Below are 25920 nucleotides of genomic sequence, written 5' to 3' on the forward strand. Positions count from 1 at the left end.
TATAAATTTTATTCCAATTCGATGCAATCAAAAACAGGATTGTCTTCAAGCAAAGCAGCAACATTCAATTCACTGTCAACTCTCAGAATATTATCGCAATCTTCGAGATCAAAATTCCACAGAGAATTAGGCAATAATTCATTTAAGAGTACAGAAGCCGATTCAAATTTGGCTTGGGTATCAACGGAGGTTTTAAAAACATAAATCATAGTTTGCATTTTTGAGGAAGCAAATTTCTGAAAAACGTCTACATATTTGTTAGGATTCTTTAATCAATAATTGGGACTTATCAATCAATTTTCGATATCGAATAGGAGAAATTCCTTCTGTCTTTTTGAAAAAACGGCTAAAGTAAGATTGGTCTTCAAATCCTACCTGTGTTGCGATTTCCCCTACTGAGAGAGTGGTTTGAAAGAGTAAATATTTTGCTTCGAGCAATATGTTTTCGTCAATCCATTTAACGGCAGATTTTCCTGTAATGGTCTTGACACATTTATTCAAATGGTTTGGAGTGACATTCAATAGAGAAGAATAGTAATTTACCTGATGTTGGGTTTTTATATGATCATGAATCAGTTCTTTGAATTTTGTTGTAATGGCTTCCGCAGCTGAAATATTTTTCACAGTTTTTACAGCATTTTTATTCATTTCATAAAATAGCGTAATTAGATACGATTGTACAATATTTAAATCTGTAATCGTGGTCTCTGAATATTCCTTTTTCAATCGCTCCAATATGTTTGTAATGGGAGCAATATCTTCGAGAGCCAGTTTGATTTTCGGATTTCCAGAAATCTTCAAAAAATCAAAATCATTCAACAATTCACGGCTGCCATATTTCCGAATCAAAATATCAGGATGAAACTGACAGATGTAACCTTTATGAATATTATTGATATTGTCTAGTGAAAAAATCTGTCCGGCAGGCACCATAATCATTTCGTTATCAGTTGTGATATATTCCTGATGTCCCAATTTCATCTTGTGCTGTCCCGAAGAAATAAAAATTAAAGTATGGCAGGAATGTTTAGAAGGCGGAACAGGATGCTGCATTTGCATCATTTCTTCGATTTCAAGACAGAAAAAATGATCCGAATTTGACTTGAAAAGCAAATGAATAGGATTGTCTTCTCCCAGAAATTTCTCCCGAAAGCCTTTTGGATTGTACGTTTTGATTTTTTCAGCCTGCTTTTTTTTCATTTTAATAATATAATCTAAAATCAAGCAGTTTGCATAAATTGTAATGTTTGGTATAAAGATCCTCAACAACCTCAAACAAATTGTCGTTTTCTTGATACAGACTAAAAAATGCTTTGTCAATAGTACTGCAACTGGCAATTTTATTATAAGTAGAACCATACCCAGAAATAGCTCTAGCGCCAGTAATATCTAAGAAATATTGTGCTTCTTCTTCGTTTAAATCTAAAACTTTAAGATTGGCAAAATGAATGATTTTCCCTTTCATTTTTCCTTCAAACAATTCGGCAATTTCTTCTATGCTGTAATAATAATCGTGAAGGCAGATGTTGTTTTCCTGACCTGGCATTGCCAAATAAATAATTTCGTAATCTTTGAAATTATGATCTTCGTAAAGTAAAATATTCAAACTTTCTTCTAAACCTTCAATCGTATCGCAAGTTTTATGAATGCTAGAAATGCCTTGGTCAATTGCCAGTTCTTCCAGACATTTTACCACATGGGTTGGGCTATGATCGTCTATATCTCGAACGCCTTCTAGGCAGAAAATAAATTTTTCATTATCCATGCAGTTATACTTTGGATTTAAACTTTTTTAGTGGTTTTAGCAAATGTATTTTTTATATCATTAAATACAATAGAGAAAACAGACTTTAACGTCTTTTTTGGATTTTAATATAGGTTAGAGCTACGTAAACTTTTAAGCGTATTTTTGTAAACCGAAAATAATTTACGCATGATACAAATTAACCAAACAGCATCATTTGCTGTTGAAGATATATTATTCTGTTTTGCGCTCGAATCTGAAGCAGCAGAAGTTTTTAAAGGACACAATGTTTTAATTACTGGAATCGGAAAAGTAAACGCAGCTTATGAGCTGACAAAAGCCATTCTAAAGAAAAAGCCCTCTGTAATTATAAATCTAGGTTCGGCAGGAAGCAGCTGTTTTCAAAAGGGCGACGTAATCTGCTGTACCAAATTTGTTCAAAGAGATATGGACGTTCGCGGTTTAGGTTTTGCATTATACGAAACGCCACTTTCTGGTTTACCGCCAGTTTTAGAATATGGTTTGTTAATGGACAATCTTCAAGAAGGAATCTGCGGAACGGGAGATAATTTTGAAATGGGACATTGTTCAGACGCGTACAATGTGGTCGATATGGAAGCTTACGCTCTTGCTATGATTGCCATGAAAGAAAATATTCCATTTTTAAGCTTAAAATATATTTCTGACGGAGCCGATGATAATGCTGCCGAAGATTGGACAGTTCAGGTTCATAAAGCAGCGATAGCTTACGGTAAAATCTTGGGATTGATAAAAGAATCAGAAGCCATTTCTTAGATGAAATGGCTTTTTTTATTGGTCTCAGATTCGGGTTTAAAACCCTGCAATTTATTGCAGTACTTTAGTAATGCGAAAAAATATAATCTTTTGACTTTTTTGTTTTGACAAAAAGTTTTCAGAATAGAGAGACTTTCAGTCTCTCGTCAAACAAAGCTCTGCACTTTCAGTGCAGAGTGGTTTAGTTATGGATGTAAGTTTTCAAACATTTTTCCAGTGTAATAATCGACTACAAAAAAAATTATGGCAGACAATAAAAGAATTATTGCAGCAATTGCAACTTTTTTATTTTTCATGATAATTAAACTTTTCGAAAAATTCTATCATTAATATGTTCTCATCTTTTTCTTTGCTTGGGCTAGCAAAGAAAAACTATACTTAGTCAGTCTAAGTTAAATTTTATTGTCATATCTTGATAATAATTATCTCCGACGGTTTTCCAATGATCTGTAAGATTTCCATTATCATCATACTTGTATACTTCTAAACTTGTTTCTCCAACTGTTAGACAAGAATAGATAAGGGTACCATCAATGTTATATTCGTTTTCCCAACCAACATGGCTTCCAATTTTATATTCAATCTCGTTCATAATATCCCCATTATCGTGTCGATCATAAACAACATATCCAGAGAATGGCTCATTGTTAAATAGAACTTTGTGGCAACCATCATAATCCCAGTCACCCCATTGAATATCTTCAAAATCAATTCTGATTTTATTTGGTTGTTTTAGATTCATAATGTTTTATTTTATATAATTCAAATTTATTGCTCTAATGGCTATTTAATAATAGTAGTAATGTTTAATTTTTCTAATAGATTTCTTAAACTTTTTTCAAGACGAGAAAATATGTATGTTTTTAATCATTTCCTTTATCATTTTTAAAGCTTCAGTAGATGTTTTGCGAATGATTATTTTATTCTTTTTATCCTTTATCAAAGCGGTAAACTGATTGTCTTCTATATTGATGTCAACGATAGTTCCGCCATATTTTAAAGTGGTTTCTGCAATTGCAATCGGGAGATTTGTTGCGCCCGAAGTTCCCAGAATAAATAGTATTCCAGAATTTTTAGCAATTTTTAAAGAACTGAATTTCTTATTGGTTCGTTCATCATAATATTCATCAAACCATAAAATATTAGGTCTCATCCAGCTTCCGCAACTTTGGCATTTTAAAAGTTCTATTTCTCTTTCCGTCAGATCTTCATCGATTTCTTTTCCTTTTATTTCTTCGGGTAGATTTACGATTTCTTTACAGCCGTTCGAACATTTAATTTCTCTATTGTTGCCATGGATTTCGAATATTCTTTCAGTTCCGCTTTGTCGGTGTAAATTATCAATGTTTTGGGTAATAAGATGAAATCGGTCTTTCAGGATATTTTCAATTTCAACCAATTCGTAATGACTTTCATTTGGTTTGGCATTTTGAAACATTTTTTTTCTAAACAACGAATATTGCCAGACTTCTTCCGGATGTTCTTTAAAATATTTAAAAGTTCCAAATTCTTCTGGTTTATGAAATTGTGTTCCTTTAACCCAAATACCGTCAACACCTCTATAAGTTGGAATACCGCTTTCTGAAGAAAGTCCGGCTCCTGTCAAAAAGGTAAAGAGGTTTCTTTTGTTTTTAGTTGAAACGTATTTTATGATATCTTCTAATTGTTGCATGTTTAGTTTTAAAAAACAGTTTTTTTGATTAAATATAAATTAAAAATAGATACCTCAGCTTTCTAATTTTAATTCAATAAAAAACGGACTTTTGAAAATGACTGCCCTAGCCCAGATAGGAGCGATATCCTTTTGTGGCGGGGTTAGCCAGAAAAGATATAGCGGATAGCTGGAATTAGCTCCAAATAGAAATAACTCAATAAAAGTACATCTACACCCCTTAAAAAGAAAAAACTCCCTCCTTTATTTTTCGCAATAGCGGTATTTTGCAGTGTATTCGATTGATTTTTTTCATAGGTTTATTGAAATTAAATTACTCGGGCGTTTATTCTATTTTGTTTATGAAAAACATCAAAAACTGCATTTTAAGTTTTATTTTATTTTTTGCGACTGCTATCAGTTCATTTGCTCAAAGTTCCGATTTGTACTTTGATCATATTAACTACGATAACAGTTTTTCGCAGAGTATGATTTCGAGTATTCATCAGACCCAAAAAGGTTTTATCTGGATTGGAACGGCGAATGGTTTAATCAGTTATGACGGATATGATTTTCTGCGATATGTTTACAATAAAGATATTCTGAACAGCATCAGCAACAATCATATAAATGTAATTCTGGAAGATAACGAAAGACAGCTTTGGATTGGAACCAATAACGGATTGAATCTTTTTAATAAAAATGAAAAAAGCTTTTTGCGCGTTGACGTTCAGAAAATAAAAGGCGGAAGAAACTATATTTCATCCATAATTCAAGACGATCAAAACCGAATTTGGATTGGAACTTTTGGCGGAATCAAACGCCTGAACAGACAGAAATATCTGTTGGAAGAAATCTCAAACGATCATAATTCGCCATTCAGAAAAAGTAGGGTTTTGTCTTTGTTTTATGATCGAACTTACGGAGTTTTAGTTGGAACATCTAAAGGTTTGGAATGTTTTGATCCTAAAAACGGTTCGAAAAAAGCATTGCCAAAAGCTTTAATAGAAAACGAATCTTTAGCGAAATCAAAAATCTGGAAAATTATTAAAGAAAAAAATGGCGATTTATGGTTTGCTACCGAAGCCAATGGTGTTTTTCGTTTTGAGGTCAGCAAAAATTCTGTGACCAATTTTCTTCTAAATGCAAATAACAGAAGAAGTTTGTCTTCCAATTGGGTAAATGACATCGTTTCTATTGATGACAATACGATCTGGTTTGCCACAAAAAATGGTTTATGCGTTTATAAAAAAGACAGAAATGAGTTTACAAAATATGGGCATAATCCGTTACAGAATTACAGTCTTTCTGATGATGATGTCAAATGTTTTCTAAAAGATCGTCACAATGATATTTGGATAGGTACGAATGGAGGAGGAGTTAATTTTTTCCAGAAAACGAATACAAATTTCACAAATATTAGAGAAGTCATAAAACCAAATTTCGGACTGAATACAGCCTTTGTTAATGCTGTTTTAAAAGAAAATGACGGATCTGTTTGGGCTGGTACCAATGGCGGAGGCTTAAATTATCTTGATTTTAGAAATAATAAAAATGCTTCTTATCAAATTGAAGCTCATGATTTTGACAAAAGCGTGAACATGATAACGGTTTTAGCGAATCAAAACGAACAAAATTTATTTTGTGGAACTTTCAACGGGTTATTCAAATTCAATAAAAGCAGTAAAACATTTCAGTTTATATCGCTTTCGCGAAAGGATTCCAAAGAAAGAGAACGTCCGATTACCTCTTTATTAATGGATAACGGAGATCTCTGGGTGGGAACAAATGGTAACGGATTGAAAAAAGTAATGCCTGACGGAACGGTCGAAATTTATATGGCCGATGGTTCTGCCAATTCGCTTAGTGATAATTTCATTACAGATATTGCAAATAGAAAGGACGGACTTTGGATTGCCACACAATATGGTTTAAATTATTTCGATAAAAAGTTAAAACAAGTTACCAGAGTTTTCAAAGCAGGTCCTAAAAGCGGTTTGTCAAATAATAGTCTTACGGTAATGTTTACCGATTCTAAAAACCGATTTTGGATTGGTGCAGAAAGTGGAGGCGTAAATATTTTTGACGAGAAGAAAGGCCGTTTCTTCGAAATCAACCGTTCGATGGGTTTTACAGATGAAACCATCAAAAGTATTTCAGAAGATGCCCAAGGAAATATCTGGATTAGTGACAATAATTTGCTTTATAAAATCAAAACCAAAAATGTAAAACCTGTTCCTAATATTAAAGATTTTGAAATCACTTCTTTTTCTTCGAATGATGGTTTGAAAGTAAAGCAATTCTCAAACAATTGTAGCATAAAACTAAATGAAAAAGAACTGGTTTTTGGATGTTCAAATGGTTTAATCATTTTTAATCCTTCCAAATTAATTAAAACAAAAGATAAATCACCAATTGTTTTAACCAAGCTAATTGTTAATAATGAGGAAATTAAACCTGGTAATAAAGAGGTTTTTTTGGAAAAAAGGATAAGCGAAACTTCAGAAATCACTTTAAAGCACGATCAAGGATACATCGGATTAGAGTTTAGTGCTATGAATTTTATTTCGCCAGAAAAAAATGAATATGCTTATAAATTGGAAAGTTCATTTAATAAAGACGAATGGCATGTGATAGGCTCACAGCATTATATTAATCTGACCAATTTGAATTCGGGAACTTATCTGCTGAAAATTAAAACGTCTAATGGAGGAGGAGAGTGGAATCCGACAATTAAAACTTTAAAAATTATCATGTTACCGCCTTGGTGGAAAACTTGGTGGGCCTATTTGTTTTATATCGCACTATTGGCTGGTGCTTCGGTTTTATTGTTCCGTTTTTTAAGAAATCGAGAATTATTAAAACAAGCTTATTATTTGGAACAAGTTGAAAAAGAAAGACAGGAAGAGTTGTATAAAATGAAATTGGATTTCTTTACCAATGTTTCTCACGAAATTAGAACGCCATTGACACTAATTAGCGGACCAGTTGAAGAACTTCTGAGCGGTGCCGAAAAAGGTTCAAATCTTGAGCATAAACTGAAAACCATTAAAAGCAATTCTGATCGATTATTAAAATTGGTCAATGAATTAATGGATTTTAGAAAAGCTGAAAAAGGAAGTATGAAAATCTATTGCGAACAACAGGATATTGTTTCATTTTGTTTTGATATTTACGAGTCGTTCCGCGGAATTGCAGTCGAGAAAAAAATCGATTATAAGTTTGTACTGAATATCAATACGGCTTTGATTTATTTCGACAAAAACCAAATGGAGAAAGTAATCTACAATCTGCTTTCGAATGCTTTTAAATTTACCAGTAAAAATGGCCGTATCACTCTTGCGGTAGAACAAAAGGAAGGTGAAGATTTTATCGAAATTAAAGTCAAAGACAATGGAATTGGGATTCCAGAAAACAGAAAGAAGAAAATCTTCAAGAATTTTTTCCAGTTGGACGAACGCGGAAGCGCCAATTTAGGAAGCGGAATTGGTTTGGCTTTAAGCAAAAGCATTGTAGAGCTGCATCATGGCGAAATAAAGGTGCAGACAGAAGCCGATTCTAATTTCAATACCATATTTAGAATAAAATTGAAGAAAGGAAAAGAGCATTTTAAAAAATCGCAGATTGTTGAAAATTCAGTTAAAATCGAAGAAAATGCAAATCCGATTTCGGATGTTAAAACTGAAATTGATCTTTATGAACCAGAATATTTGGATGATGCGGAAAACACTTTTAAAAAGACCGTTCTGGTAATTGAAGACAATGAAGAAGTACTCTCTTTTGTGTATGACATTTTATATGCCGATTATAAAGTGCTGAAATTTACAAATGGAATCCAGGCGCTGGAATACATGGAAAAGGAAATTCCAGATTTAATTGTAAGCGATGTGATGATGCCAGAAATGGATGGTTTTGAATTGTGTACGATTTTAAAAACAAGTCAAAATACCAATCATATTCCGGTTATTTTATTGACGGCAAAATCTTCGACTTTAAATAGAATCGAAGGGCTTTCGACTGGTGCTGATGCTTATATTTCGAAACCTTTCAGTATTGAAGAATTAAAACTTACGATTGCCAATTTATTATCTGCAAAAGAAATTATGCGTCAGAAATATGGCGATGGATTTATTGGAGATACAGAACAGGAAAATCTAAATACTCCTGAAGGACAGTTCCTCAAAAAACTGATTCAGATTATCGAAGCCAATCTTGACAATACCGATTTTGATGTAAATGATCTGGTAAGCGAAATAGGAATGAGCCGAACGGTATTGTATAAAAAAGTACAGTCGCTCACAAATCAGTCAGTGGCTGGTCTCATTAAAAATATGCGTTTAAAGAAAGCAGCGAGTTTATTGGCCAATACCAGTTATTCAGTTTCTGAAGTTGCTTATATGGTTGGTTTTAATGATCGAAAACACTTTAGCAAAGAGTTTAAGAAGTTTTATAATTTATCTCCGAGTGAATATAAAGGAGCTCAGAGTAAAGTTTAACTTCACTCCCGATAGCTATCGGGAGTGAAGGTTTAAGCAAAGTCCGCAATGTTGAAATATTAAACTTTGCGGACTTTGCGCTTTTATTCCTTGCGAGCTTTGCGGTTAAATAATCGAAAAAAAATAACCACCTCACAAATTTTTAAGGTTTATATTACGAATAATGCTTTTTAAAGCCCTTAAAACACAAATAAACACATTCACGCCCCCAAATGCGAATGTTTTCCTCCCCTAAAACCATCATTTATTAGTCACATTTGCAACATAAATCATGACTGATTTCTATCTAACTAACCAAACAATTATTTTATGAAACAAAACAAACGTGTCAAGATGTTTTGCCGTGAAGGAAAATATCTAAAACTAGTTTTAGTACTGTTTATGTGTATTTTTTCGACCACAATTAATGCACAGGAAAGTCCGATTTCTGGAAAAGTAGTCGATAATGCAGGATTGCCTCTTCCGGGTGTAAACGTCCATGTAAAAGGAAGCACAAAAGGAACCCAAACCGATTTTGACGGTAATTTCACGATTAGTACTGCCCCAAAAAGTACGCTTGTATTCTCTTTCATCGGAATGGATGAGGTTTCGGTGGAAACCGAAAACAAGAAAAACCTAAAAGTAGTTTTAAAACCAAGTTCTCAAGCTTTAGACGAAATCATTGTTGTAGGTTACGGGACTAAAAAGAAAAGTGACGTAATCAGTTCTGTGGCTTCAGTAAAACCGGGAGATATGACTAAAGTGGCAACTTCTGATGTTGGAGAAATGCTTCGTGGAAAAGCTGCCGGTGTACAAGTAAGTTTAAATGATGGCGGACCGGGAAGTTCTTCTTCAATCCAAATTAGAGGAAAAAAATCGATTAACGGAAGTAACGAACCGATCGTTATTGCAGATGGAATCGTAATCGGAAACATTAACGATATTAATGCCAACGATATTGCTTCTTTGGAAATCTTAAAAGATGCTGCTGCACAATCTATTTACGGAGCAAGAGCTTCAAATGGTGTAATCTTAATTACGACTAAAAGAGGAAAAACAGGAAAAGCAAAAATCTCGTACAATGGTTTTTCTGGAATTCAAACCATCAACAGAAATTTTGATGTTTACAGCGGAGAAGAATTTGCGCAGTTAAAAAGAGAAGCGTACAGAACAAGCAATGGCGGAGTTTATCGTCCAGACGATCAGGTTTTCACACCGCTTGAACTGGAATCTGTTCAATCTGGAAAATATATTGATTGGGAAAAATTGGTTTTAAGAACTGGTGTAACAAACAACCACAGTGTTAGTATTTCGTCAGGGACAGAGAAAACAAGTATTTTTTCGAGTATCAACTATATTAATACTTCTGGAGTTGTTCCAAATTCGGATTACGAAAAAGTTGCCATGCGTGTCAATGTGGATCAAAGAATTACAGATTGGCTGAAAGTTGGAATGAATGTTTCGCTTCAGTTTTCTGAATCTAACCGTCCGAATGTGGGCAATATTTTAAATAATGCAATTAATACATCTCCGTTAGGACAAGTTTATAATCCAGATGGTTCTTTCCGTTACCTACCGGGAGGAATTCAAGAAACACCAAATCCGCTGATTGATGTTTACGAAACGAATACTAATGAATTGAACCGTAACGACATCATGAACGTGTTTTTGGATATTAATCTGGCAAAAGGTTTTACCTATAAATTGAATGCCAGCCGCAGATCGTGGAATTACAAAGCGATGTCTTTCAATACTTCAAAATCACTTTCAGGAATTGCAAACTCAGGGCAAGGAAGCGGTTATATTCGTTTTCAGGATAATGTAGAGTATCAATTGAGTAATATTTTACATTATAATTTAAATGTAGCCGAAAAAAATCATTTTAACGGGAGTTTATGAACTTACCTCATCAGAATACAATGATTTTAGAAACTCTGCAAGCAGAATTCCGAGTGATATTCTTGGGATTTATGGTTTAGAAAGCGCGTTCTTAAATACGCCTGAAATTGGAGGAAATGAAAGATCGCTGATTTCTTTTGCCGGAAAATTAGAGTATGATTTTGACAGCAAATATTATTTTACAGTTTCAGGAAGAGCTGATGGATCTTCAGTATTTGGAGCCAATAATAAATGGGGATTTTTTCCGGCTGTCAATGCGGCATGGAATGTTTCGAATGAAGAATTTATGAAAGAACACGTTCCTGTAATCAGTAATTTAAAATTGAGAGCAAGTTATGGTAAAGTGGGTAATCAGCCTCAGAACCCATATCAAAGTATGGCAACAGCGACACAGAGAGATTACATTATCAATGGTGTAAAAGTTTCGGGTTATGTGCCAGGTTCGCAATTATCAAATCCAGATTTAAGATGGGAAACTTCAACACAGTTAAACTTGGCAGCTGATTTTGGTTTATTTAAAAACAGATTAACAGGAACAGTTGAGGTGTATAATACAGATACTTCAGATTTATTGATTTATGAAACGCTTAACGCGAATACAGGTTATACGACCAAACTTTCTAACATTGGAAAAGTAAACAACAAGGGTTTGGAAGTGACTTTAAATGGAGATGTATTCAAAACAAAAGATTTTAGATTGAATCTTGGAGCCACTTTTACTAAAAATAAAAACAGCATTGTAAGCATCTACGGAAAAGATGCAGACGGAGACGGAAGAGAAGACGACGCTGTTGGAAACTTATGGTTTATTGGAAAACCAATAGATGTTTACTATCGCTACAAAGCAGTTGGAATTTATCAGGAAGGAGAAAATATTCCGCTGGTAACTGGAACTACTTTATATCCGGGAGATATCAAATTATGGGATGCAGATCCGTCAAACGGAGCCAATCCAAATCCAGATCAAGACAGGGTAATTAGATCTAAAATGCCAGATTGGTTCGGAACTTTTTCTGTGGCTTTAGAATACAAACAATTTGATTTCTCAGCAGATATTTATACGGTTCAGGGTATTACAAGAGATAATCCATTTTTATACGATTATGTGCGCGGAGGTTCTCTAAGAGGAGTTAAAAACGGTATCAAACAAGATTATTGGACGCCAGAAAATCCAGGAGGAAACTGGCCGAGGCCACGAGACGGAAATGATCCGCCGTATATCAATACTTTAGGATTACAGGATGCCTCATACATTCGTTTACAAAACATTTCTTTTGGATTTAAATTCCCAGAGAGCACACTAAAACCATTAGGATTAAGCAATATGAGGCTTTATGTAACAGGCAGCAATTTGGTTACTATTACAGATTACCAGTCTTACAGCCCTGAAAAAGAAATATACGATTATCCAGAACCTGTGACTTGTGTTATCGGATTACAGGTAGGTTTCTAAGGTTTAAGACATTCAATAAATAAAAAATAACAAGATCATGAAAAATATAAATTTTCTATTTGTTCTGATTTTCGGACTTTCTTTAGGACTTACCTCATGCGAAGAGTTTCTGGAAGAAAACGTAAAAGATCAGGTTTCTGTAGATTATATCTACAATTCTCCAGCTGGTTTAGAAGTTGGAGTTAATGCACTTTACAACCAGATGCGTTATTACAATCTGCCATCTGGTGATAACAGCGATTTATGGGCCAATGTATTCTTTATGGTAGCAACCGATTTAGGTTTGCATAGAACTTGGAATACGCCTTACGGAACAGGGCACAATCCACAATCGTTTACAGGTTCGAAATGGATTCAGGGCTATAGAATTATTGACAGATGTTCGGCTATTATTACTTCGGCAAGATCAGTGAAAATGGACGATGCTGCTAAAAGAAGATTGGTAGCACAGGCAAGAGTCATTAGAGGCGAATTGTATTTGGATTTGAAACAAATGTATGGCGGAATCTTAATAGACACGATTCCAACAACACCACAAAACATCAACGATCCAGTGGAGTATAAGGTAGCCAGCGATGCAGATGTTTATAGATTAATTGATGCAGATTTGGATTATGCAATCGCCAATCTTCCTTTTAAAGTAGATCCAGGACGTTACGGACAAGGTGTTGCAAGACATATTCGCGGGAAAAGCGCTTTATGGCAGCAAGACTGGGCAGAAGCTGCAGCGCAATTTGATGCCATTATTAATGATGGAACTCACGGATTAGTTGCTCTTGCTGATGTTTGGGGGCAAAACGGAAATCATAAAGAATCTCTTTTTACCTATCAAAAAGACTTTTTATTAGGGCCTGATGATAATTTAGCAGGTGGTGGCGGTTCTTGGTTGAGCAGTGTTTTTACACATAGAACTTATGAATTGAATGCAAGCGAATTGGTTCAAGACGTAGCTTATGGAGGTCAGGCTTTAGGTTGGTTTTATCCAAACAATTATTTGAAATCATTATACGACCAGGCAAACGACTTGAGATTTAAAACCTACTATTATTCAGATAATTATCAGGATTATAAAATCAATGTGCCAAGTAATCCAAAATTCGGACAGCCCATTACCAATCCAGCCATTGCAGCTCCAAATGGAAATTACAGAGCTTGGCATTGGAGTTTGAAGAAATACCACGATTCAGAAAAACTGCCAATGACTTCAAACAGCTACAAAGATTATATGTATTACAGACTGGCTGAAACTTATTTATTGGCTTCTGAGGCTCATCATAATTTAGGGAATGATACCAAAGCGCTGGCATACTTAAACAAAGTAAGAAGAAGAGGTTATACTGGAAATCCTGAAAGTACCGTAACCACTTACGATTTGACAGCTTGGACATTAAACAACTATTTAGATGAATCAGCCAGAGAACTAGCTTTCGAAAATAACAGATGGTTTCTGCTGAAAAGGCTTGGGCTTTTGGTAGAAAGACAAAATCTCTATTTCCGTTCAAGTCCTTCCGGAACTATTTCTGGGGAAGTACCGCTAAAAATGACTCCTGCAATGGTAAACATGCCAATTCCACAGAGCCAGATTGATTTGATGGGAAAACCAGAAGGATTTAATGTTGGATATAATTAATTATTTAAACGCATAAAAAAACAGATTACCATGTGAATTTTAAATAAGTGAAACGCTTTTATGTTCAAAACAAATCTATGTTTCTATGTGTTTAAAAAATCACACCCAAAAAGTTAAGGTTAAAAGTTAGTAATAACCCATCCGGAAGTTAGAATATCCTGATCTGACTTCCGGATTTAAAACAGACTCACAATGATCAATAAAAAATATATTCTTGGTATACTTAGCGTTTTGTTGTTTGCATCCTGCAGCAATGACGAAAAAGTAGTTTTTATAAATGCAGAAGAGGGCGATTCGGGAAATCCAAATCCGATTACGCAGACCTTAAAAGAAAAAGCAAAGTTTAAGATTGGCGCTGCAGTCAAAATGAAGGATTTGCAAAATGAAGCTAATTTTAAAAATGCCGTTTTAAAACATTACAGCCAGATTACAGCCGAATTCGAAATGAAAATGGCAAGTATCTGGACTTCTTCAACAGCATATAATTTTACGGCAGCCGACTATTTGGTAGGTTTTGCCAAAGACAATAATCTAGAAGTTCATGGACATACTTTAGTTTGGTACGATTCATTTCCAGAGTGGTTTAAAAATGCTAAATACGATTCAATTGCATTCGAGTCAAAAGTAAAAATTTACATAACAGATGTTGTTGGCCGTTACAAAGGAAGAGTAAAAAGCTGGGACGTTGTCAATGAAGTTTTTGCTGATGGTGGTGCTATGCGAAACGAAACAGTAATCAATTCATTATTTAAAGATCCAATCGGATTTTACGGAAGATGTTTCCGATATGCAAAAGCAGCCGATCCAGACGCAAAATTATTTTATAATGATTACAGCGTAGTTTTAGACGCAGGAAAAAGAGCTTCCATCAAAAAAATGGTAACCAGATTTAAAGCTAACGGAGTGCCGATTGATGGGATAGGAGATCAGTTTCACTACGCAACAGATACCAACAGACAAACCATGAAAACTGGTTTTACAGATATGGCTTCAACAGGATTGTTAATTCATATTTCAGAATTGGATATAAAAGTAAATACAAGCAAATCAGATTCATATGTTTTTACAGATGCCGAAGCTCAAAAACAGTCTGAAACGTATAAGTATATCACAACCATGTATGAAGAATTGCCTCAAAATCAAAAATTTGCTATTTCCACTTGGGGAGTTACTGATAAATATACTTGGCTGACAAGCTTTTGGCATTACAAAGAATATCCACTGCTTCTGGATGCTGACTATAATAAGAAACCAGCTTACCAAGGATTTTTAGAAGGATTGAAATAATGCAGAATATAGAGAATAGAATATAGAAAGGAAGAGAAGAAATAAGATTTGATGAGAAGTCTTTTCTCTATAATCTCTGTTCTATTTGCTATAAAATAATAACCAAAAAACCGAAATCATGAAAATAAAACCAACCCATATACCCAAATTAAAATATTTCCTTTTAATGCTTTTTGTAGGTTTGCTTTCCTGCGAAGACGATATACGGGAAGTGTACCTTTACAAAAAAGGAGAATTAAATGCAACTTCAACAAATACCTTTATAAAAGGAGGAGAAACAGTAACTTATACCGATTCGTCAACAAAAGTGCGTGCCATAAAATGGACTTTTCAAGGCGGTTCGCCAGGGGCTTCGATAGAGCCTAATGTTGAAGTAAAATATACCAAAGCTGGAACTTTTACGACTACTTTAGAAATCACTTTTGTAGATAATACCATTCAAAAGAAAACATTTACAGTTGAGGTCGAAGCACCGCCAACTCCGCCAATTGTTATTCCAGCTGATGCACTTAAAATCTACTCTGAAAATCCTGATTTTACTAAAACCGCTCCCGTTCTAAATTGGGTTTCAAGCAATCAGTTTGTGATAAAAGAAGTGGCAACTGATGGATATGAAGGGGCTTATAGAAATTTCTCTCTTCCTGCAACACCGCCTGCAACAGAAGCGAAATGGGCAATGGCAATTTTACAGTTTGTGAATGTTACCGATATTTCATCTTACACTTATATCAATATGGCAGTAAGAACTACAAGTACTGGAAAAATCAGATTAAGAATGAAAGATGCTTCTAATACAGGCTATGTAGAATTTGATGCAACAAGCAATTTGTATGGACTAAAAAGAGATGGAAGCTGGAACATGGTTAAAATCCCGATTGCCGATTACAAAAAACAAAACCCTGCACTAGATTTAACCAAAATCAAAGATATTCTAGTATTAAGAAGCGTTGATCCAGAAGATGTAAGAGCTTTAAACAACTATACTTTCGATTTCGATCATATTTATTTGTCTAAGTAGTTTTTGTAAACACATAGTCCCGATAATTATCGGGATAGGTTTTTCTAGACTTGAATAAGGGTTTAAAAAGAAACTAGTTTCTAACACATAGCTAAACTTTATGAATCCAGATAATTAAAAATCTGCAACATCTGCCAAATCTGCGAGAGAAATTTCCACTCGCAGATTAGCATATAAAATTTAGCTATGTGCATTTATGCAAGTGAAACGCCTTTTATACTCAAAGTAAATCTATCCCGATAGCTATCGGGACTATGTGTTAAAAAATAGTGACAGTATTTACTCTAAAAAAATAATTAAAAAATGAATTTAAAGAAACATTCCATTTGCGTATTATTCTGTTTTACAAGTTTAATATCGTTGAATGCTCAAAATAAAATTGCCTATCAAAAAGTCGAAGCCAGACAAAATGCTTTAGATCCAAAATGGGTGGCTTATGATGCAAAAACTATTGATAAACTGCCTGGATTTAAAATAAAAAAGCAATTGCCAGGTTCGATTTACGGCGGTTCTAAAATGTGGCAGAAAGAAGCAACAGGATTTTTTAGAACAGAAAAAATAGACAACAGATGGTGGATTATCGATCCGGAGGGATATCCGTATATTTTTAAGGGTGTTGCCGTTTTCAATGCGGGGCGTTCTGTAAATCAGCAGAAAGCATTTGATAAAAAGTTCGGAAGCAAGGAAAATTGGATAAACCAAGAATCAAAATTACTTCGAGATAATGGATTTAATGGTGTAGGAGCGTGGTCAAATGTTGATTTGGTTAAAAATGCCGAAAATCCGTTGGTGTATACCGTGATTATTTCTCCAATGGGAATGTATCATGCTGATCATATTAAAAAATATGGAGGAAAATATAAAGAAGCGAGCTGGCAAAATTACCGCTTTGATTTGGTTATGGTTTTTGATAAAGAATTTGATGCCTACATCGAAAAATCGGTAAAAGAGATTTCTCAGTACAAAAATGATAAGTATTTGATGGGTTATTTTACAGATAATGAACTGCCTTGGTATAATGATGCATTAGATAAACATTTAACTTTATTGGCCAAAGATGAGCAGGGCTATATTGTCGCAAAAGAATGGTTGGATAAAAGAAAAGGGTTTAATGCTTCGGCATCTGATATCACTCAGGGAGACCGAATGGCATTTACGGCTTTTTATTTTGAAACGTATATGAAAAAAGTAACTGATGCGCTTCGAAAAGCAGACCCAAACCATATGTATTTAGGATGTCGTTTCAATCAGGATAAAGAACAGGAATTGACCAATCCAGAAATTTTTAAAGTAGCTGGAAAATATATGGATGTTATTTCGATCAATCATTACAGAAAATGGGAACCGAGTCAGGAGTTGATGAATAATTGGGGCGAATGGTCAGGGAAACCATTTTTAATTACAGAATGGTACACTAAAGGAGAAGACTCTGGATTGCCAAATAATACAGGTGCAGGATGGCTGGTTAGAACACAAAAAGAAAGAGGACTTTTTTATCAGAATTTCACTTTAGAGTTACTGAAAAATAAAAATTCTGTAGGCTGGCATTGGTTCAAATATATGGACAACGATCCACAGGATTTAAGCACAGATTACTCAAATCGAGATTCAAACAAAGGAATTGTGAATAGCAATTTCGAACCCTATCAGCCATTGTTAAAAGAAATGAAATTGATTAATGATAATGCTTATGAACTGACGCGTTATTTTGATAAAATGTAATTTTTTTTTTAAAACACATAGAAACATAGGTTTTTTAGACTTAATAAAGGATACTAAAAGAAACTAGTTTCTAACACATAGCTAAACTTTGTTAGTAAAATCCGGCTATGTGTATTTATAAAAGTGAAACGTCTTTTATGCTCAAAGTAGAACTATGTTTCTATGTGTTTAAAAAATAAAATCTGCTTAATCTGCCAAATCTGCGAGAGAAATATCAGCCCGCAGATTTAACAGATCAGCAGATAAAATATAGCTATGTGCATTTATGAAAGTAAAACGTCTTTTATGCTCAAAGAGAACTATGTTTCTATGTGTTTAAAAAATAAAATCTGCCAAATCTGCGAGAGAAATATCAGCCCGCAGATTTAGCAGATCAGTAGATAAAATCCAGCTATGTGCATTTATGAAAGTGAAACGTCTTTTTCTACACAAAGAAAATCTATGTTTCTATGTGTTTAAATTAATTAGATCCATATAATTAAAAATAAAAACTATGAAAAAAATTGTAATGCTGTGCTGTAGTTTTCTCCTTATGGGAAAAGCCATTGCACAGGAAATTCCGTTAGTTTCCAATATTGCGGCCCGAAACAATATTACTTTAAACGGAAAATGGAGTTATATCGTAGATCCGCTAGAAAATGGTTATTATGATTACCGGTTAATGCCTTTTAAAAACAACGGATTTTTCGAAAATAAAAAATGGAATACCACAGACCTAACCGAATATAATTTCGCAACTTCCGCCACAATGGACATCCCGTCAGATTGGAATTCGAAAGATCAAAGGTTATTTTTTTATGAAGGAACGGTTTGGTTTCAGAAAGACTTTAATTATAAAAAAGATGCAAAAACTAAAGGAATTCTTCATTTCGGAGCAGTCAATTATGACGCAAAAGTCTACGTAAACGGAAAATTGGCAGGAACGCACGTTGGCGGTTACACACCTTTTAATTTTGATGTAACTGATTTATTAGTTGACGGAAATAATTTTGTAGTAGTAAAAGTTGATAACAAACGGCATAAAGACAATGTACCAACGGTAAATATGGATTGGTGGAATTATGGCGGAATCACAAGAGACGTCACTTTGGCTCAAGTTCCGAATACTTATATTGAAGATTATTTGGTTCAATTGGATAAAAAAGAAAAAGGAAGAATCTCTGGCTGGATAAAACTGAATAGTGAGACAGCAAACCAATCTGTTTCGGTTTCTATTCCTGAATTGAAAATCAAAAAGAGCATTACTACAGATGCAAAAGGAATGGCATATTTTGAAATAAAAGCCAATCCAGTTTTATGGACGCCTGAAAAACCAAAATTATATGAGGTAACCATTTCTAAGGCCGATGAAAATATCACGGATCAAATTGGTTTTAGAACTATTGAAACTAAAGGAAAAGAGATTCTGTTAAACGGGAAAAAAGTCTTTTTACGCGGCATCAGTATTCACGAAGAAGCGCCTTTCAGATCTGGAAGAGCTTGGTCTCAAGATGATGCCATAACGTTGTTGAATTGGGCAAAAGAATTAGGCTGTAATTATGTTCGCTTAGCGCACTATCCGCACAATGAAAACATGGTAAAACAAGCTGAAAAAATGGGGTTAATGATTTGGTCTGAGGTTCCGGTTTACTGGACAATTTCATGGACAAATCCAGATACTTATGCCAACGCAGAACATCAATTGCATGATATGATTTATCGTGATAAAAACCGTTGTGGAATTGTAATTTGGTCAATCGCCAACGAAACGCCACACGGAGATGATAGAGATATTTTCTTAAGCAAACTGGCAAAATATGCGCGTACTCAAGATAATACTCGTTTAATCAGTATGGCAATGGAAGTGACTAAAAGTCCAAACAATATAAATACACTTCATGATAATATGAACGAGTTTGTAGACATTGTAAGTTTTAATCAATATTTGGGCTGGTACAGAGGAACAAACGAATCTTGCAAAGTCATGCAATGGGTAATTCCCTACAACAAACCGGTTATTATCAGCGAATTCGGAGGCGAAGCCTTACAAGGTCGTCATGGAGATAAAAAAGAACGATGGAACGAAGAATATCAAGAAGAATTATACATTCAAAACACACAAATGTTCAATCGCATTGAAGGCTTGGCAGGAGTTTCTCCGTGGATTTTGGTTGACTTCAGGTCTCCAAGAAGGCAGTTGCCAAATATTCAGGATTTCTTCAACCGTAAAGGATTAATTTCAGATCAAGGAATTAAAAAGAAAGCTTTTTATGTGATGAAAGATTGGTACAAGCAAAAAGAAGAAGAGTATAAGTAAGTAAAGCAAGTAGAAAACCTCCAAAGTCATTTTGATTTTGGAGTTTTTTTTATGTTTTTTCCTTAATTTTATTTGAAAAAACAGAAGACTTTTAATGGAACTAGAAATTGTCATAAGATTGCTTTTAGCAGCATTTTGGGGAGCTTTAATTGGTGCCGAAAGAGAATATAGTGGAAAAGCGGCAGGTCTTCGCACCACAATAATGATTTCAGTCGGAGCTTGTTTCTTCACTTTTATGTCCGAATGGATTGGCGGAGCAGGAAATCCAGATAGAATAGCTTCTAATATTGTAACTGGTTTAGGATTTCTTTGTGCAGGAGTTATTTTTAGATCCGATAGCCATGTTACCGGTATTACAACAGCAGCAACAATCTGGTCGGTTGCAGCTGTAAGCATGGGAGTGGGAGCAGGTTATTATTTTGCATCGGCTTGCGCGGCCTTAATGATTCTTTCTATTCTTACGGTGCTTACATTTCTTCAGGATAAAATTGACCTCATCAACGAACATAAAACGCTTCGAATAACTTTTAAACGTTCAGACAATGGTCTCGAAAAATGCAAAGAACTTTTTTCTGCTAGTGGCGTAAAATCAAAACTGATTACGCAGCGCCTTAATTTAGATCATGTAGTTTTAGAATGGCAGATACACGGACCTAAAAAAAATATAGAATCTTTGTACGTAGCACTTTTGCAAGAATCTGTTTTTGAAGAATTAGTATTATAACAGCAAAAAATATGAATTTTAGTTTACAACCCATTTTAGAAAATGATCTTTGCATTTTGTCTCCTTTAGAAGAAAACGATTTTGAAGCATTGTACAAAGTAGCTTCCGATCCTAAAATTTGGGAACAGCATCCAAACAAAGACCGATGGAAAAGAGAAGTCTTTGAGAATTTTTTTGAAGGAGCCATGAAAAGCAAAGGCGCTTTTAAAATTATAAGTAAAGAAACAGGAGAAGTTATCGGAAGTACAAGATTTTACGATTTTAACGAAGAAGACGATAGTGTTTTTATCGGTTATACTTTTTATGCGGTTTCGTGTTGGGGAAAAGGCATTAATCAAAGCGTAAAAAAGACCATGCTGGATTATCTTTTTCAATATGTTTCAAAAGCGAAGTTTCATATTGGTTCAGAAAATATCAGATCACAAATTGCAATTTCAAGAGTAGGAGCCAAAAAAGTGGCGGAAGAAGAAGTGGCTTATTTTGGAGAAAAACCAAAATTGAATTTTGTGTATCAAATAAATAAAGAAGATTGGAAAAGACAAAAGCCTTAAACATTTCGTTTAAGGCTTTTGTCTTTTATAAAATTGATTTTCTATTTCACCAAATAATCAACCTGATCGGCTTCGCAAAGTCTGAAATAGCCAAAAGCAAAATTATTGGCATCAGAAGTGTTTACAATGTTTCCTCGAATGTTTCCTGGAGGAACAAGAAAAGGATTTGCGCTTGAAGCTTCCAAGATTAATTTCCAGTAGTTGTAGAAATTTTTAGAAACGCCTCTGTGCGTTATTTTGACAGTGTTTCCAGATTTCATGTCTTCATGAGAATATCTGGTACTGATTTCGTTTCCATTGAAAAATTCGTCATTGGTAATTTCGTATTCCGGATAAATCAAGAATTCACTTTGGTAATCGGTTACGTAAAAATTAACTTGATCTGCTGGATCATTGTAGTAGAATGTCAATTCAATAACATCTTCTCCACCAAAATCAGGAACTATTTTTTGTTCAATTTTATTGATTGGAGTGGCAGAACTCAGTTTTTCAACCGCAGTATAACTTTGCCCCTCGGCAGTAATAAATAACTTGTATTCCATGTCAACTACAGGGACAAAATTGGTGCATTTATAAACTCCAGCTTCGGTTTCGTTAAAGGTAAAAACATCTCCGTTACTGTTTTCAACTCGTACTTGCGCGCCTGAAACTTTTGGAGTTGTACCGCTGTAATAAGGAGCAGTTTTACTAATTTTTATGGTTTGTTCCTTTCCGTCAGTTCCTTTTTTCCAGATAATTTCGGCATCGATAACCAACTTGGTTTCGCCAGTTTCCAGATCCAGATTGACCACATCTTCGCACGACGCAAAAGAAAAAACAAAAAGAAGACTTATTAATGCCAGTGCTCTATTCATTATCGTATATTTTTTCAATTTATTCATAGCATTAAAATTTAAAATTATAAGAAACCCCAGGAACAATTCCGAAAATAGAAAGTCTTCTAGTTTCATTTGCACCTGTATCTTCATTGGTTGTAAAGCTCATTGAAGCCGCATTTTTTCTGTTGTAAATGTTGTAAAGGCTAAATACCCAATAGCTTTGCCATCCTTTCTTTTTGTCTGGTTTTGGCGTGTACGTTGCCGCCACATCTAAGTGGTGGAAAAGTGGCAAACGGTTTTCATTTCGCAAAGAATAATTTGGCACATGAATGCCTCCCATTTCATAATAGCCATTTGCGTACGTTACCGGCTGACCAGATTGTAAAGTAAAATTACCATTAAAAGACCATTTCGGATTCAGTTCATAACTTCCTACAATGCTTAGATTATGCAGTTTGTCATAACCAGATAAATACCAGTCGCCGTTGGCAATTCCAGGTTCTTCGGGAGTTCTTCCAGGAGTTTTTTGTTCGGCTCTAGATAAAGTATACGAAATCCATCCAGTAAAAACGCCAGTGTTTTTTCTGAATAACAATTCCATTCCGTAAGATCTGGCTTTTCCGTTTAAAATAACCTGCTCAATATTGTTGTTAGCCAAAACATCAGCGCCGTCAATATAGTCAATACGATTTTGTACATTTTTATAAAATAATTCGGTTTCTAAAGAGTAATCTCCATCTTTGAAATTTCTAAAATACCCCATAGCATACTGATCCAAAAGCTGAGGTTTTGTAAAAGGTCCGCTTGGTGTCCAGATGCTCATTGGCAGAGGAGACTGGGTGTTTGATAAAATATGAATGTACTGCGCCATTCTGTTGTAACTCGCTTTTATAGAAGTTTCGTCGTTAAAGGCATAAGACAAGGCAGCTCGAGGTTCAAAATTATTAAACTTGCTGATGGTTTTTCCTTTTCCGTACGAAATGCTTCCGTTGGGCGTTCCTTCTTCATAAATTTTGTATAACGGATTGTATACCACCGCTTGACCATTTTCGTAAGTACTAATAGTTTCGTCTCCTAAACGATAAAACATGCTGTAGCGCAGTCCATAACGGAAATTCAGTTTTTCAGTAATCTGATTTTCAAAATCAACAAAAGCAGAAGCTTCTAGAGCATATTTTTTATCCAATTGCATATAATTAAACTGAGAATCTGGAGAAGTCGGTTTTACAACTCCAGGATTGAAATTATAGTACAAACCATCAATTCCGTAATTGATTTTGAACTTTTCAGACTGCTGGAAATTCCAGTTGTATTTCAATCCATAACTCGCAATATTGCTATCCCACTTAAAACTTTCAATCGGGATTTCTAAATTAAATCTATAATCACTGTAGAAAGTAGATAAATTGCTGTTTACGCGGTCAGAGAATTTATGTTTCCAACTTAAAATACCCATTGTGCTTCCGTAAGTGCTGGCAAAACGATCATTAATATCGAATATATCATTTCCGAAGTAACCAGAAAAAGACAATGAATTCTTGGCATTAAAACGATAATTTAATTTAGCATTCAAATCATAAAACATGGCAGAGTTGTTATTATCTGCCAGTTTCATGAACAAATGCGCGTACGAGGCACGTCCGGAAAGGATGAACGAACCTTTTTCTTTTTGCAACGGACCTTGAACTAAAAGTCGGCTTGAGATAATTCCGATCCCTCCGTTTACTTTATATTCTTCAAAATCTCCCGTTTGTTGCGTAACATCGAGGACAGAAGAAACACGTCCTCCAAATTTTGACGGGATTCCTCCCTTATACAAATCTAAACCATTAACGATATCGGCATTAAAAATAGAAAAGAACCCAAACATGTGCGAATCGGCATAAACCGGAGCGCCATCCAAAAGAATCAGATTCTGATCGGCTGCACCACCGCGGACATTAAACCCCGAAGAAGCTTCTCCCGCATTGGTAACTCCAGGCAAAGTCAAAATTGATTTTAACGGATCTGGTTCGCCCATTGCAACAGGGATTTTTTTGATTTCTTGCATTGAAAGCTTGTTAACACTCATTTGAGTGGTTTTAATATCAACTGCTTTATTGTTCATTACGATGACTTCTCCCAACTGCTGGCTGTCTGAATCTATATTGAAGTTCACTTTGGTATCGTCTGAAACAGAAACACGTTTTTCTTCATTTTTAAATCCAACATAGCTCACCTGTACGGTATAACTTCCGTTTGGGACATCAATACTGTATTTTCCGTTAGCATCCGTTACAACGCCAGTTTCCAGTTCTTTAATAAAAATATTGGCGCCAATAACAGGCTGTCTTTCGTCATCATAAACTTGCCCCGTCAGCTTGCTTTTTTTTTTGGTCGGCTTCTGAGTTTGAACTTTCTGTTTTACAAAAATATTGCTTCCAACTATAGAAAATTGTACAATCGAAGTTTGGTTCAATTCCGTAATAAGCTTGCTCATTTCGATATTCTTATACGTGTTTTTTTGAGTAAAATACTTTTTATTGGTATCTATCTGATCTGTAAAAGCAAATTTAAAATCGGTTTGACTTTCAATCTGTTTGAAGAATTCTTTTAAAGTTACATTTTGATCTACAGTTACGGTAACGCTTTGGGCAGACATACATAAACTGAATAAAAAAAAGCACGCTGAAATTATATGCTTCATGAAATTTTGTATTTTTGAATATTATTAAATGGAATAACCTCGTGTTATCCTGAAAATTAGGAGGATGTGTAGTTTCGCGGCTTACATCCTTTCTTGTTTTTTATTGAAAAGTGATCTGTTTTAAATCTTCATTTATTTCAAAGTTTAGGTTATACATTTCGGATAGTAATTGTACAATTGTTTTTAAATCTTCTCTTTTATTGATTCGGATAGTGATTTTCTGATCGAGATTCTCTTTCGGAATATTGACTTTATAACCATAGTTTTCTTCAATATAATGACTGATAACAGACAATTTTTCGTTATCAAAATCTATAAAACGGCTGAACTCTGATACTGAAGCAGTTTGGTTTCCGTATGTAAATTTTTCTCCCGGTTTCAAAATCCATTTTTGGTTTTGGCCTTTTACATTCATTTGAACACTTCCTTCAAAAAGCTCAACGGTTACTTGTTTGTTTTCAGATTCTTTAACTGTAAAAGAAGTTCCTAAAACAGTAGTTGTAGTTTCGTCGCAAAAAACTTGAAAAGGATGCTGTTTGTCTTTTTTTACATTAAAATAAGCTTCGCCGTCAATTTCAATTTTTCTGTTTAAAGCAAAATTGTTCCCAAAAGAAATTTTAGAATTCGGACCCAATTCAACTTTTGAACTGTCTGGCAAGACTACATATTTTATGGCTGAGGTTGTGTTTTCAATTACATTTTCAGCAAGAACTATATTTGCAGCAGCAGAATTTTGGTTAAAATAAATTCCAGTTCCAATAAGCGCAAAAAGTAAGACCGAAGCCGCTGCATAAAGATGCCAAGGCTTAAATTTTCTTTTTTTCTCAGAAAATGTTTTAGCATGAAATTGTTCCCATGAAGCTTCTTTCTCGCTGTCGGAATGAGATAGGGGAGATTCTTCCCATAACTTTTTAAACTGCTCGTCAAATTTCTCCTTATCCATTTTTTCTAGATATTAAATAATTTGACAATGAAATCCCTGTTTATTAAAAACACCGTAAACCATTTCTTTAATATCACGGTTGGTTTTAATTTTAAGGATGTTTTCGCGTCCTTGGCGATCAAAATTTATGATACAGTCAGAAATGATAAACTGTAAATGAGCTACAAGTAAACTTGCATCTTTTTTTGATTTTACATTAGTTTTATACGCTTCGATATGCATTTTTAG

General features: G+C 34.5%; 18 protein-coding genes and 1 pseudogene. 10 read left to right on the forward strand and 9 right to left on the reverse strand.

All coding sequences use genetic code 11. The annotated features are described in order from the left end of the window. Positions 1–8 precede the first annotated feature (8 nt). Genes FF52_RS08800 through FF52_RS08810 form a run of 3 tightly spaced genes read right to left on the reverse strand, consistent with a single transcriptional unit; the run spans position 9 to position 1765 of the window. Positions 9–209, reverse strand: a complete 201-nt coding sequence (locus FF52_RS08800; protein ID WP_008464714.1) for a hypothetical protein — start codon at positions 207–209, stop codon at positions 9–11. A gap of 49 nt (positions 210–258) precedes the next feature. Then, on the reverse strand, positions 259–1200 hold the full coding sequence (locus FF52_RS08805) for a helix-turn-helix domain-containing protein (RefSeq protein ID WP_035691234.1): 942 nt from the start codon (positions 1198–1200) through the stop codon (positions 259–261). 1 nt (position 1201) lies between these two features. Next, entirely contained in the window at positions 1202–1765 is a 564-nt protein-coding gene (locus FF52_RS08810; RefSeq protein WP_008464718.1) for a DUF6642 family protein, read from the reverse strand. 168 nt (positions 1766–1933) lie between these two features. Here FF52_RS08810 and FF52_RS08815 point away from each other — a divergent pair, with 168 nt between their 5' ends. Beyond that, a complete protein-coding gene (locus tag FF52_RS08815) occupies positions 1934–2539 on the forward strand; it encodes a nucleosidase (RefSeq protein ID WP_008464720.1) in 606 nt (201 codons plus the stop codon). 382 nt (positions 2540–2921) lie between these two features. Here the strand turns inward: FF52_RS08815 and FF52_RS08820 are convergent, their stop codons facing one another. Then, complete coding sequence (locus FF52_RS08820) at positions 2922–3281, reverse strand: hypothetical protein (RefSeq protein WP_008464721.1); 360 nt, start codon at positions 3279–3281, stop codon at positions 2922–2924. 96 nt (positions 3282–3377) lie between these two features. Beyond that, a complete protein-coding gene (locus FF52_RS08825; protein WP_008464723.1) occupies positions 3378–4211 on the reverse strand; it encodes an SIR2 family NAD-dependent protein deacylase in 834 nt (277 codons plus the stop codon). A gap of 341 nt (positions 4212–4552) precedes the next feature. Here FF52_RS08825 and FF52_RS08830 point away from each other — a divergent pair, with 341 nt between their 5' ends. The 9 genes and pseudogenes from FF52_RS08830 to FF52_RS08875 all read left to right on the forward strand — a co-directional run bounded on the left by FF52_RS08830 (position 4553) and on the right by FF52_RS08875 (position 21245). Beyond that, on the forward strand, positions 4553–8686 hold the full coding sequence (locus tag FF52_RS08830; protein ID WP_035691240.1) for a hybrid sensor histidine kinase/response regulator transcription factor: 4134 nt from the start codon (positions 4553–4555) through the stop codon (positions 8684–8686). Between the two features lie 381 nt (positions 8687–9067). After that, positions 9068–12017: pseudogene (locus FF52_RS23150) on the forward strand (SusC/RagA family TonB-linked outer membrane protein). A gap of 37 nt (positions 12018–12054) precedes the next feature. After that, complete coding sequence (locus FF52_RS08845; RefSeq protein WP_008464727.1) at positions 12055–13647, forward strand: RagB/SusD family nutrient uptake outer membrane protein; 1593 nt, start codon at positions 12055–12057, stop codon at positions 13645–13647. A gap of 192 nt (positions 13648–13839) precedes the next feature. Further along, complete coding sequence (locus FF52_RS08850) at positions 13840–14934, forward strand: endo-1,4-beta-xylanase (RefSeq protein WP_008464728.1); 1095 nt, start codon at positions 13840–13842, stop codon at positions 14932–14934. Between the two features lie 118 nt (positions 14935–15052). Beyond that, positions 15053–15952: a PKD domain-containing protein gene (locus FF52_RS08855; RefSeq protein ID WP_008464729.1), complete on the forward strand. Its 900-nt coding sequence runs from the start codon at positions 15053–15055 to the stop codon at positions 15950–15952. 303 nt (positions 15953–16255) lie between these two features. Next, on the forward strand, positions 16256–17674 hold the full coding sequence (locus tag FF52_RS08860) for a hypothetical protein (RefSeq protein ID WP_008464732.1): 1419 nt from the start codon (positions 16256–16258) through the stop codon (positions 17672–17674). A gap of 493 nt (positions 17675–18167) precedes the next feature. After that, positions 18168–19970 carry a glycoside hydrolase family 2 protein gene (locus FF52_RS08865; RefSeq protein ID WP_008464735.1) on the forward strand — a complete coding sequence of 601 codons (1803 nt, stop codon included), beginning with the start codon at positions 18168–18170 and terminating at the stop codon, positions 19968–19970. Between the two features lie 94 nt (positions 19971–20064). Continuing rightward, positions 20065–20694: an MgtC/SapB family protein gene (locus FF52_RS08870; protein ID WP_008464737.1), complete on the forward strand. Its 630-nt coding sequence runs from the start codon at positions 20065–20067 to the stop codon at positions 20692–20694. An 11-nt stretch (positions 20695–20705) separates the two neighbouring features. Next, complete coding sequence (locus tag FF52_RS08875) at positions 20706–21245, forward strand: GNAT family N-acetyltransferase (protein ID WP_008464739.1); 540 nt, start codon at positions 20706–20708, stop codon at positions 21243–21245. Between the two features lie 41 nt (positions 21246–21286). Here FF52_RS08875 and FF52_RS08880 read toward each other — a convergent pair whose 3' ends face one another. The 4 genes from FF52_RS08880 to FF52_RS08895 form a co-directional block, all read right to left on the reverse strand. Then, entirely contained in the window at positions 21287–22126 is an 840-nt protein-coding gene (locus tag FF52_RS08880; protein ID WP_035691246.1) for a DUF4249 domain-containing protein, read from the reverse strand. A 4-nt stretch (positions 22127–22130) separates the two neighbouring features. Next, entirely contained in the window at positions 22131–24749 is a 2619-nt protein-coding gene (locus FF52_RS08885; RefSeq protein WP_008464744.1) for a TonB-dependent receptor, read from the reverse strand. A gap of 100 nt (positions 24750–24849) precedes the next feature. Next, positions 24850–25692: a FecR family protein gene (locus FF52_RS08890; protein ID WP_008464746.1), complete on the reverse strand. Its 843-nt coding sequence runs from the start codon at positions 25690–25692 to the stop codon at positions 24850–24852. A gap of 12 nt (positions 25693–25704) precedes the next feature. Next, positions 25705–25914, reverse strand: a complete 210-nt coding sequence (locus FF52_RS08895) for a hypothetical protein (RefSeq protein WP_008464748.1) — start codon at positions 25912–25914, stop codon at positions 25705–25707. Between the last annotated feature and the right edge of the window lie 6 nt (positions 25915–25920).

Origin of the sequence: Flavobacterium sp. F52, from assembly GCF_000278705.1 — a bacterium.
Classification (GTDB): Bacteria; Bacteroidota; Bacteroidia; order Flavobacteriales; family Flavobacteriaceae; genus Flavobacterium; species Flavobacterium anhuiense.

Excerpts from the sequence above, each read along its gene's own strand:
- FF52_RS08800 (WP_008464714.1), bottom strand. The coding sequence starts at position 209 with ATGATTTATGTTTTTAAAACCTCCGTTGATACCCAAGCCAAATTTGAA.
- FF52_RS08805 (WP_035691234.1), bottom strand. The coding sequence starts at position 1,200 with ATGAAAAAAAAGCAGGCTGAAAAAATCAAAACGTACAATCCAAAAGGC.
- FF52_RS08810 (WP_008464718.1), bottom strand. The coding sequence starts at position 1,765 with ATGGATAATGAAAAATTTATTTTCTGCCTAGAAGGCGTTCGAGATATA.
- FF52_RS08815 (WP_008464720.1), top strand. The coding sequence starts at position 1,934 with ATGATACAAATTAACCAAACAGCATCATTTGCTGTTGAAGATATATTA.
- FF52_RS08820 (WP_008464721.1), bottom strand. The coding sequence starts at position 3,281 with ATGAATCTAAAACAACCAAATAAAATCAGAATTGATTTTGAAGATATT.
- FF52_RS08825 (WP_008464723.1), bottom strand. The coding sequence starts at position 4,211 with ATGCAACAATTAGAAGATATCATAAAATACGTTTCAACTAAAAACAAA.
- FF52_RS08830 (WP_035691240.1), top strand. The coding sequence starts at position 4,553 with ATGAAAAACATCAAAAACTGCATTTTAAGTTTTATTTTATTTTTTGCG.
- FF52_RS08845 (WP_008464727.1), top strand. The coding sequence starts at position 12,055 with ATGAAAAATATAAATTTTCTATTTGTTCTGATTTTCGGACTTTCTTTA.
- FF52_RS08850 (WP_008464728.1), top strand. The coding sequence starts at position 13,840 with ATGATCAATAAAAAATATATTCTTGGTATACTTAGCGTTTTGTTGTTT.
- FF52_RS08855 (WP_008464729.1), top strand. The coding sequence starts at position 15,053 with ATGAAAATAAAACCAACCCATATACCCAAATTAAAATATTTCCTTTTA.
- FF52_RS08860 (WP_008464732.1), top strand. The coding sequence starts at position 16,256 with ATGAATTTAAAGAAACATTCCATTTGCGTATTATTCTGTTTTACAAGT.
- FF52_RS08865 (WP_008464735.1), top strand. The coding sequence starts at position 18,168 with ATGAAAAAAATTGTAATGCTGTGCTGTAGTTTTCTCCTTATGGGAAAA.
- FF52_RS08870 (WP_008464737.1), top strand. The coding sequence starts at position 20,065 with ATGGAACTAGAAATTGTCATAAGATTGCTTTTAGCAGCATTTTGGGGA.
- FF52_RS08875 (WP_008464739.1), top strand. The coding sequence starts at position 20,706 with ATGAATTTTAGTTTACAACCCATTTTAGAAAATGATCTTTGCATTTTG.
- FF52_RS08880 (WP_035691246.1), bottom strand. The coding sequence starts at position 22,126 with ATGAATAAATTGAAAAAATATACGATAATGAATAGAGCACTGGCATTA.
- FF52_RS08885 (WP_008464744.1), bottom strand. The coding sequence starts at position 24,749 with ATGAAGCATATAATTTCAGCGTGCTTTTTTTTATTCAGTTTATGTATG.
- FF52_RS08890 (WP_008464746.1), bottom strand. The coding sequence starts at position 25,692 with ATGGATAAGGAGAAATTTGACGAGCAGTTTAAAAAGTTATGGGAAGAA.
- FF52_RS08895 (WP_008464748.1), bottom strand. The coding sequence starts at position 25,914 with ATGCATATCGAAGCGTATAAAACTAATGTAAAATCAAAAAAAGATGCA.